The sequence below is a fragment of the [Erwinia] mediterraneensis genome, assembly GCF_900604315.1.
Classification (GTDB): domain Bacteria; phylum Pseudomonadota; class Gammaproteobacteria; order Enterobacterales; family Enterobacteriaceae; genus Pantoea; species Pantoea mediterraneensis_A.
In genome coordinates, this window is sequence record NZ_LR026980.1 from 121,793 (window position 1) to 131,626 (window position 9,834).

9 protein-coding genes are annotated in these 9,834 nt (G+C 51.4%); 4 read left to right on the forward strand and 5 right to left on the reverse strand.

Annotation, left to right across the window (positions count from 1 at the left end; translation table 11 throughout):
• Positions 1-116: 116 nt before the first annotated feature.
• Together E0E17_RS19540 and E0E17_RS19545 are read right to left on the reverse strand one after the other, a co-directional pair.
• A complete protein-coding gene (locus E0E17_RS19540) occupies positions 117-875 on the reverse strand; it encodes a DeoR/GlpR family DNA-binding transcription regulator (RefSeq protein WP_130835837.1) in 759 nt (252 codons plus the stop codon).
• A 103-nt stretch (positions 876-978) separates the two neighbouring features.
• Complete coding sequence (locus E0E17_RS19545; RefSeq protein WP_130835838.1) at positions 979-2,241, reverse strand: DUF1479 domain-containing protein; 1,263 nt, start codon at positions 2,239-2,241, stop codon at positions 979-981.
• Between the two features lie 328 nt (positions 2,242-2,569).
• On the opposite strand from E0E17_RS19545, the gene E0E17_RS19550 reads away from it, so the two are divergent.
• Positions 2,570-3,391, forward strand: a complete 822-nt coding sequence (locus E0E17_RS19550; RefSeq protein WP_130835839.1) for a Cof-type HAD-IIB family hydrolase — start codon at positions 2,570-2,572, stop codon at positions 3,389-3,391.
• A 209-nt stretch (positions 3,392-3,600) separates the two neighbouring features.
• Here the strand turns inward: E0E17_RS19550 and E0E17_RS19555 are convergent, their stop codons facing one another.
• Entirely contained in the window at positions 3,601-3,903 is a 303-nt protein-coding gene (locus tag E0E17_RS19555; protein ID WP_130835840.1) for a hypothetical protein, read from the reverse strand.
• Positions 3,904-4,187: 284 nt separating this feature from the next.
• The gene (locus tag E0E17_RS19560) at positions 4,188-4,385 is read right to left on the reverse strand and encodes a hypothetical protein (RefSeq protein WP_207302109.1); all 198 of its coding nucleotides are present in this window, start codon (positions 4,383-4,385) and stop codon (positions 4,188-4,190) included.
• Between the two features lie 270 nt (positions 4,386-4,655).
• Here E0E17_RS19560 and E0E17_RS19565 point away from each other — a divergent pair, with 270 nt between their 5' ends.
• Together E0E17_RS19565 and E0E17_RS19570 are read left to right on the forward strand one after the other, a co-directional pair.
• On the forward strand, positions 4,656-5,855 hold the full coding sequence (locus E0E17_RS19565; RefSeq protein WP_130835841.1) for an MFS transporter: 1,200 nt from the start codon (positions 4,656-4,658) through the stop codon (positions 5,853-5,855).
• Between the two features lie 88 nt (positions 5,856-5,943).
• Positions 5,944-6,825, forward strand: a complete 882-nt coding sequence (locus tag E0E17_RS19570; protein ID WP_130835842.1) for a LysR family transcriptional regulator — start codon at positions 5,944-5,946, stop codon at positions 6,823-6,825.
• Between the two features lie 34 nt (positions 6,826-6,859).
• Here E0E17_RS19570 and E0E17_RS19575 read toward each other — a convergent pair whose 3' ends face one another.
• Positions 6,860-7,906, reverse strand: a complete 1,047-nt coding sequence (locus E0E17_RS19575; RefSeq protein ID WP_130835843.1) for an SDR family oxidoreductase — start codon at positions 7,904-7,906, stop codon at positions 6,860-6,862.
• 573 nt (positions 7,907-8,479) lie between these two features.
• Between E0E17_RS19575 and E0E17_RS19580 the strand changes: the two genes are divergently transcribed.
• Positions 8,480-9,834, forward strand: a protein-coding gene (locus E0E17_RS19580) for an IS3-like element ISKpn8 family transposase (protein ID WP_130835859.1) whose coding sequence is annotated in 2 segments (ribosomal slippage) — positions 8,480-8,960 and positions 8,960-9,834 — 1,356 coding nt annotated over the 2 segments. Because the reading frame shifts where the segments join, the coding sequence is not laid out codon by codon here. This gene is flagged as partial in the annotation.

The following is a 9,834-nucleotide window of genomic DNA, read 5'->3' on the forward strand; positions in this document are numbered from 1 at the left end:
CTCCTTGCATAAATTTTTCTCCTGAAAGCAGAATTATATAAAGTTATTGCCGGTAACGAATGCGCTTTTAAAGAAAATATTGCTGATCCCATAAGGGTGACGGGCTGAGATTCCGCTTACTGACTGGCAGGCACCGGTACGATATCCAGCTGAAGGTCAGCTTCCTGCAGTTGATCACGCCAGCGTTGCGCCAGGCCGCTGTCGGTGATCACACGCTGAAAACGTTGTTCAGGCGACAGCGGGTAGGGATGAATCTGACCAAATTTTGAGGCGTCAGTCAGCGCAATATTTTCCGCGCCTTTTGCCATGATCGCATCCACAACATCACAACGCATCATGTCACGCCCGGTAAAGCCGGTTTCGCTGTGCCACCCATCTACGCCGATAAAGGCTTTATGAAAGTTAAGCTGTTGCAGGCAGTAGCGCGTTAACGGACCCACCACCGATTCGCTGCTTTTCTGATAGAGACCGCCGAGAATAATGACTTCGCAACGGGTCTCTTTCAGCAGATGAGCGATATAGTGGCTTACGGTAATAAGGGTAATGGTGGGATTGTCTGCCAGTCGGCGCGCCAGCAGGGCGTTGGCGCTGCCACCTTCAATAAATACGGCCTCGCCGTCACTCACCAGGCTGGCGGCATAATCTGCCAGCGCCTGCTTGATGTCATAGCGCGTACGCATCCGGGTACCGACGTCATCACTGTCAAAGGCGACAGCGGAACCGTGGACCCGGCGCAAAAAACGTTCACGCTCCAGCGCATTAAGATCCTGACGGATAGTCACTTCAGAGACGCCGGTAATCTGTGACAAGTCACTGACGCTGACGCTGCCGCGGGTATTCACTAACTGAACGATCTGCTGCTGACGAGAATTCATGGCGATCGGGCTGCTGAAAAAGTGTGACGGGCAGTGTAGCAAAAAGCGTGACAGGCAGCACGACTGTGGCGCTGCTCTGTCGCCACAGTATGCTGCATGAGGCCTAGCTTAAGCCCAGGCTGCGTCGACCACGGCTGTTGAGATCGGCTGGAGTAAAACGATCGAGCCACTGTTTTTCATAATCTTCGCGTGGAAAATCGGCAGGAGATTCGCCCTGTTCCAGCGCCTGGGCAACTTTGTGGGCGTAAGCGAGGTTTTTGTCACAGAGCGGCGCCGCCGGAATGTACATAACATTGCCCCAGCCCTGTTGATTTTCCACCGGCGCGACAGCATGAATGATATCACAGTGCCACCATACCGAATCGCCCGCCTGCAGAGCCGGTATCGAGCAAAGCCCACGCATCAGATGCGGATGCCATTTTTCCGAGACGGGCAATACCCGACCTGGTGCCACACCGCACAGTTCATCTTCCGGTACGTCGCTCAGCAAAGGACGCAACAATACATAGGCCATCGCGACCGGTACTGGGACCACATGCAGCAGACCCTGTCCCGGGAACATATCTGAGAGCGCTGTCCAGCCCTGAAAAGTCCGGAACACCGAGCATTTCGTGGTGTTTTCCACATCGTATTCATTGACCTCGGTGCGCCAGGCCGCATTCCAGGAATCATATTCCTCAAAGCGATTAGTGAAGATGGCCGCGAATACTTTCTGATAAGCGGGCAACAGCCAGCGTTCCAGGGCGCCAGAATCGGTGTGCGCACCCAAACCTTTTGACGTGGTGCCCGGCAGGCGACGGCGAATGCGATCGGGGTAAATAATGCTGACATCCGGATCGAACCAGCGAACACCAGCGGATTCAAAGGTCCAGAGGCGGTTAAGGAAACTTTGCACCTGACCCATTTCGTCACTCTGACGCGCCGCCATTTGTGCCAGTGACCAGTAGATGGGATAAATTTCCGGCCGTGACGCTTCGAGACTGCCGAAAAAATTGTCGCCGGGTCCCCGGTACACACGGTCAAAATCATTTTTATCCAGGTAATCAAGCATCGATTGATCCCATGCAAGTGCCTGTTCGCGCGGGAACTGCTGCCGGACCACCAGACAACCGCGTCGCTTGATCCGGGCAATACTTTCGTTCGAAACATTACCTGCAGCGATATCGGCATAATCGAGAATGGGCCATGCTGTGCCGGCCTGCTGTTCATCACTTTTTGCTGCGGCAATTTCTGCCTCTATTTTCTGGCAAACCTGGTCAAACAGGGCATCAACATCACCAATTTGTTCACGCAACACACGTTTCATGGCGCGAATATGCTGCGCAGGATCGTGCGGAAGGGTTGTTGAGGTAAAGGTGTTCTCCATCGCGATCTCCAGTGTAAGGGAAGTTATTTTGAATGAAGGTTTTTATTGTTTCGTTCAAAGTATGCGGGCAGATTAGCAGCCAGGCCGGAGAAAAAAGGTGCCGCTATTCACAAAATGGAAGGATGTATATTACGGTTTTGCAACAGAGGGTATCCGGCAACATCTGCCCATCACTGCCGGGTGTAAGCGAAGCGCTAAAGAAAGCTCTGAAAGCTATTCAAAATTTAATAATGTGGTTTCTCATTATTTCCTGGTGCGAGTAAGCTTATTGCCTGGGGGTGCGCTGCGTTGCGGATGCCCGGCCAGATGACATTAACAGGAGATCGACATGGCAGTGAAAATGATTGCGGTGGATATGGATGGAACCTTTCTTGATGATGATAAACAGTACAACACCCAACGTTTTCAGCGACAGTATGCCCTGCTGAAAGAGAAAGATATTCGTTTTGTGATCGCGAGCGGCAACCAGTTCTGGCAGCTACAACGTTATTTTCCGGAAATCAAAAGTGATATCGCTTTCGTGGCTGAGAATGGGGCTTATGTCACGGCAGGTGATGACGTTTTATTCTGCGGTGAGCTGGCATCCGAGCGAGTGGTTCAGGTGCTGGATATTCTGGCTGAGGAGCCAGCGATTAATACCGTAGTATGCGGTCGTAACAGCGCCTATATTCATTCCTCAACACCGGACGACGTTGTGGCTCTGCTCGCAAACCATTATTACAAGCTGGAAAAACGCGATGATCTGAAGAATATCGACGATACCATTTTTAAATTCTCGCTCAATCTGGCAAATGAAGGTATCGCAGCATTACTTGAGAGACTACATACACGTCTGAGCGCAATAGAAAATATTATGCAGCCGGTTTCAAGCGGCTTCGGCTTTGTGGATTTAATTATTCCCGGCTGCCACAAAGCGCACGGTATTGCACTGCTGCAGGAAAAATGGGGCATCGATGATTGTGAAGTGCTGGCGATTGGTGACAGCGGCAATGATATAGAGATGCTGCGTCAGGCTGGCTTTAGCTTTGCGATGGCGAATGCCGCTGAACCGGTTAAAGCCATCTCACGTTACCGCACGGAAAGTAATAATGACGAAGGAGCACTGAATGTGATTTCCCGCCTGTTGGCACGTGAATTTCCCTTTGGCTGATTGAGCAGAAAAAAATCCGGCCTGCTTCAGGCCAACGGCATCCCGGGTTCAGTTGGGTCTGTCAGGCGATGGGCACTGGCGATTTCAGCCTGAAATCGCCAGAAATGCTCTATATAAATTCCATAAAAAACAAAGAATTACAAGATCCCTTGCCGTTGAAATTCGCCGCAGTAGCGAAAGCGATCAGGTCAGGAGTTTTCCTGATCCCATCAGGTTTCTTTCTGCGCTTTCCAGTGTTGCTTGCAGCGCTCTCTGGCTTCAGCTGGCAGATCGCGTAATTCCGGTGCACCGTCGCTATAGCCATAATCCATGGTACTGCTTGCCGCCTGCTGCTCATCCTGCGCCGCAAATGTGAGTCTCTCCGTCTGTTGTTTCCAGTTGCCGTCGCTCTGGCGCATTGAAATAATGGCAAACTCCGGCCGCTTTTCGTCTGAGCCATAAATTTCATACTGACAATCAGGTGCGTTTTCCGGGCCAAAATGTAGGGTATCAATCAGTGTCAGGTTGTCCATCAGTGACTCCTTATCATCAGAAGCAAAAAGTCGCCCGGAGAAAGGCCGGGCGTCAGATCTCTTTCTTTACGTTTTATAAACTTTTCGTCACACTCATGGCATTATTGCCTGATATTCTGTGCCATGCCGGACGGGGAAACGTGGCCGACACCAGGTAAGCAATGACCTTTCCCGTTCCGGCATTGTCACATTGTGGCAACAGGACGCGACGTTGCCGTACTGTGACTGAACGGATCACGCCACAGCTGCGCGCGTCAGCGTATTGATAAAGAGCGAGCCGTTTTTTAAGGCATTCCCTTGCCTTTCAGGGGTACCGTCATCGCTGTCAGGCTATTTCCTGCCAGGATTCTGGCCTGAGTTAACGTGTACGTTGTGATCGTTGGTGAAGTTACCTCCGCTTTTTTTCCCCCTTTTTTCACTTCATCCCGGGCCCTTGCGGGATGTTCGGCAAAGTCGTTTTTTCCGCCGCGATGTTTAGACATAATATTACCTCCGAACGTCGATCACACAGATAAAAATCACTGAAGCGCGGGGCTACCTAACAAGCGTAGTGTCAGAAAAGGTGTCCTGCTACTTATTGCTTCCTTTCTTCCCCGAACCTGGCCTTTAGGGCGTATTTCAGCCCTGTAAGCGGCATATCCCGGAAAAACCGGGATAGGTATTATTATTTTTATAATTTATGTAACTTTGATGATTATATTTATATCTTTGCTGACTTCAGAATAGCGGCCTGTTATTTAGTGGGGGCTGTTATGCCATTAGTGATATATGTCTTTACTCTGAGTGCATTTGCGCTGGGACTGGCTGAATTTGTGCCCATCGGCCTGACCGATGTGATGGCGCGAGGATTAGCGGTGGATGTGGAACAGACAGGTGCAGTTATTACTGCCTATGCGCTGGGAGCAACCTTTGCCGCGCCGGTACTGACGGCGCTGACGGCCAGCTGGAGCCGTAAAAGCGTCATGCTCGTAACCGCCGTGGTGTTTACACTGGGCAGTCTGGTCGCAGCGCTTGCCGACTCGCTTCCCCAGCTGTTGATTGCTCGCTTTGTGGCGGGCCTGGGGCATGGGCTGTTTCTCGCGGTGGCCTCAAGCACGGCCGCGCAGCTGGCAGGCCCGGGTAAAGCGGGCCGGGCAGTGGCTGTTGTGTTCGGGGGCTTTACCCTGGCGATGGCAATTGGCGTTCCCCTGAGTACCTGGCTGGCTGGTGTCGTGTCATGGCGCCCGGTACTTGCCGCTATCGCCGTTTTTGGGGCTGTTGGTTTTGTCGGGTTATGGGTCGGTATGAAAGATCCGGTGCGCAGTGTTACGGGTGAACAGGGTCGTGCGACAATGCAGCAGATCGGCGCGATTTTTAATCGTCGGTTGCTTGCCGGTGCGCTGGTCACGGTGCTGACCTATGCCGGCTCATTTTGCGCTTATACCTTTATTGCTCCTGTCCTGATGCAGGTTACTGGCGTAAGCGGCACGACCGTCAGCCTGTTTATGTTGATCTACGGTATTACAGCAGCGGCGGGGAATATCCTCGGCGGTAAGCTCACGGATGCACTGGGGATCAACCGGGCTAATCTGATCATTATCAGTGGAATTGTCGTTGTAGCGACAGGAATGTGGGCCTTTTCCGGCTCCAGGGTGAGTATGGGGGTTCTGGTTGCCCTGTTGGGTATGCTTACCTATGCCGCCGTACCGGCGCTGCAGGCCCGTCTGATGAACGTGGCAGAAACCCGGGCTCCCCATGCGCTGGGTGTTGCCGCAGGGGTTAACATTGCAGGCTTCAATGCAGGCATTGCGCTGGGATCGCTGCTGGGCGGCATAACAATCACCCATGCCAGCATTATGTACCCGGCACTCAGCGGTGCGGTTGTGGCCCTGTTTGCGCTGCTGGTACTGCTGGCACAGATTAAGGGGAGTCGTCGTATCAGATTTGATGCCGCTTCCCATGTAGATCGTTAAAAGGGGGCGCCAGTATCCCGCATGCTGCTTTTTCAGGTGAGAGAAGTAGCGCGTATACTGGCGAGCCGATTTTCTCCGGGATAAGGTCATGAGTCATTTCACACATCTGCGTACCTTTCTTGAAGCGTACCGATCAGGTTCCTTTTCCCGGGCGGCGGAGCGGCTGGGCATCACGCAACCCGCTGCTTCCCTGCATATCCAGTCGCTGGAAGCGTTGGTGGGTAAGCCCCTTTTTATCAGGCAGGCCAGAGGCGTGGTTGCCACTGAAGCGGCCGATGAACTGGCCCGCTCTGTTTCCCCTTTTATTGACGGGCTTGAAGCGAAGATTGATAGCTTTCGTTCCGGTCAGGAAAGTGGCGGTACGCTGCATATGGCCGGGCCTCCGGATTTTTTCCACTACCGCCTGGGCACGATACTGGCTCCGCTGATGAATGACGGCTATCACATACGCTTTCATACCGGCAATAAGCAGCGTATTTACGCATTACTGCAGGCCGGAAGCGTTGATCTTGCTGTTACAGCCTCCGTGCCGGATGAACGTCTGTATGGCTTCGCGCATCTGCTGACCGAACGGATGTTGCTGGTGCATTCGCCCGCGCTGGCGAAAGCTATCGGACCACAACCGACAGCTGAAGGGCTCGCCAGCCTGCCGCTGATTGCTTACGACGAAGAACTTCCCTTGATCAGGGCGCTCTGGACCAGCCTGTTTCAGGTCGCGCCGGAAATACAGGCTGCCTTTACTATTCCCGATCTGCGTATTATTCGTGATCTGGTGATTGGCGGACATGGCTGGAGCGTGTTGCCAGATTATCACTGCATGGAAGCCTTGCAGGATGGACGTCTGGTTTCGCCGACCGCGATCGATCAAGCCCCGACTAACCATCTCTGGCTGGCCTGGAACCGGCGGGCAACCAATCGCAGTCGTACTGCTTATATCAGAGACTATATTCTGAGAATGTTTGCGCACTGAAAACCGGTGAGGCGGCCTGCCGCCTCACACCCTGTCAGGGGATATAACGTTGTTCACGTAATGCGTTCAGCCGGTCGATAAACATCTCCTCACTGTCTGTACAGTCAGCAAAACCGTGCTGGCGCGCTTTAATGGTACTGGTTATGTTATCGAAGGTGGTTTCCAGTATGAAATCGCCAAATTGCCACGAAACCATCTTTTCGTAGGGATATTTCTGTAACCCGTGCTCTGTGGTCAGTTTCTCCCAGAGCGGGCCTTTATCTGCCATCATCTGTTCCAGCGATAGCGGGAAAGGTTCGCCGACCGGCACGTCGAAAAAGGCGGCAATGCGCGGCCAGACGCGTGACCAGCGGAAGTAATCACCATTCGTGATATTGAATACCTCACCGCGACACGCGGCGGTTTCGCCTGCCCAGTCAATCGCCCGGGCCAGAATACGTGTATCGGTGACCTGATAAAGGACGTCATAGGCGGCGCGCGGCCCCGGAAAAGACATCGGAACACCCAGCGCTTTTGCCATCGTACCGTAGATGGCAATGACCATCAGCAGGTTCATGGGATTACCGACCGCCATGCCAATCACCGCTTCCGGTCGCAGTGCGGTCCACGACCAGCGTTTGCCTTGTGACGCATTGCGCAGAAAATCTTCCTGGTCGTAGTAAAAGTTAGGCGGCATATGCCGGGGATCGCTCTCTTTGGCGGGGGAGGGGAAGGGGCCGATATGGGCACCATAAGCTTTTCCCCCCTGCATCAGGGTGACATGCTGCAGATCAGGTGCTTTTGCCTCAAGAACCTCAACCAGGTTTTTCAGCATCAACAGGTTAACTTCGACCAGTTCAGCGGGCGTAGGCTGTTCCTGATAGGCCGCGAATACCAGATGAGTCGCACCGGGAACCTGAGCGAGCCATTTTTCGCACGAGGCGCGATCGGTCAGGTCGACAGGCAGATGCTGAGCTCGGGTCGGAAAGTCTGGCTTACGTCGTGACAGAGCAACCAGTTCAACATCCTGATCTTCAAAATGCGCCAGCACACCGCGCCCGATGACGCCAACTGCACCCGCCACAATAACACTCTTTTTCATCTCTTCCCCTTATCCGTTTATCGTGCCGCCAGGCTGTAGACAGTGACCATACAGCAGCAAGTGTTGTTGAGAGATGCAGTCCCGTCAAAGCATGCGACGCAATCAGGCAGCGCCGCTCCGAATTACCACTCTGTAAAATAATTAACGGGCTTCAGAACCTGTTTATTATGGAAAAGATAGCTAGCATTCTGTTTAACAGGCTAAGCACAGCGAATCACTGAGTAATGCAATAATACAGGAATCTGTTACAGATGTGGTTATTTCGTGGAAGATGAGAAGAGGCTGTTTTTTTATTGATATTCTTTTAACGGCCTGTTGTTCAGGTTATATGAAAACCCATTTACTGGGAATTAAAATACTTTTTATGAGTCATGCTTATTAAATTATTTTACAGGTTTTACTAATATATAATTATTTGCTTTAAACAGACCGGGTATATATTATTCCGGGCGGGTGCTTGAGGCTTTCTGCCTTAAGCATGTGCCGATGGCAGAAAGAGAAAAGCCCCAGGAGATATTCATCAACCTGTACTGCACCCATTTTGTTGGACGATGAAATGGAATAGTCCCTGATATGTCAAAGCCAAAATACCCCTTCGAAAAGCGCCTTGAAGTCGTGAATCACTACTTAACAACTGATGATGGATACAGGATCATCTCTGCACGTTTTGGTGTACCTCGAACCCAGGTCAGGACATGGGTTGCCCTCTATGAAAAACATGGAGAAAAAGGTTTAATTCCCAAACCTAAAGGCGTTAGTGCTGATCCAGAGTTGCGCATTAAGGTCGTGAAAGCCGTGACCGAGCAGCAGATGTCCCTCAATCAGGCAGCTGCTCACTTTATGCTTGCTGGTAGTGGTTCTGTAGCCAGGTGGCTGAAAGTCTATGAGGAGCACGGAGAAGCTGGTTTACGCGCACTCAAGATCGGTACCAAAAGAAACATTACAATGTCAGTTGATCCAGAAAAAGCGGCGTTAGCATTGGAGCTCTCGAAAGACCGATGTATTGAGGATCTTGAAAGGCAAGTTCGATTCCTTGAAATGCGGCTTACGTATCTAAAAAAGCTGAAAGCCTTAGCTCATCCCGTGAAAAAGTGAAAGTACTCAACGAGCTAAGGCAGTTTTACCCTCTTGATGAGCTTCTCAGGGCAGCGGAGATACCGCGCAGTACGTTTTATTACCATCTAAAGGCTCTCAGCAAGCCTGACAAGTATGCGGATGTTAAAAAGCGTATTGGTGAGATTTATCACGAGAATAGAGGTCGATACGGATACCGTAGGGTAACGCTGTCTCTCCATCGAGACGGGGAACGGATTAACCATAAAGCTGTTCAGCGCCTGATGGGAACCCTCTCGCTTAAGGCAGCGATTAAGATCAAGCGATACAGCTCCTACAGAGGAGAGGTAGGGCAAACCGCCCCCAATGTTCTCCAAAGGGATTTCAAGGCTACGCGGCCAAACGAGAAGTGGGTTACCGATGTTACTGAATTTGCAGTCAATGGGCGCAAACTGTATTTGTCTCCAGTAATAGATCTCTTCAACAACGAAGTTATTTCTTACAGCCTATCGGAAAGATCGGTGATGAACATGGTCGAGAATATGCTCGATCAGGCATTCAAAAAGCTTAAGCCTCACGAGCATCCTATTCTGCACTCTGACCAGGGATGGCAGTATCGTATGAGAAGGTATCAAAACATCCTTAAAGAACAAGGTATTACACAAAGCATGTCCAGAAAAGGCAATTGTCTGGATAATGCAGTGGTGGAATGTTTCTTTGGAACCTTAAAGTCGGAGTGTTTTTATCTTGACGAGTTCAGTAATATAAGCGAACTGAAGGATGCTGTTACGGAATATATTGAATACTACAACAGCAGAAGAATTAGCCTGAAATTAAAAGGTCTGAGTCCAATTGAATATCGAACCCAGACCTAT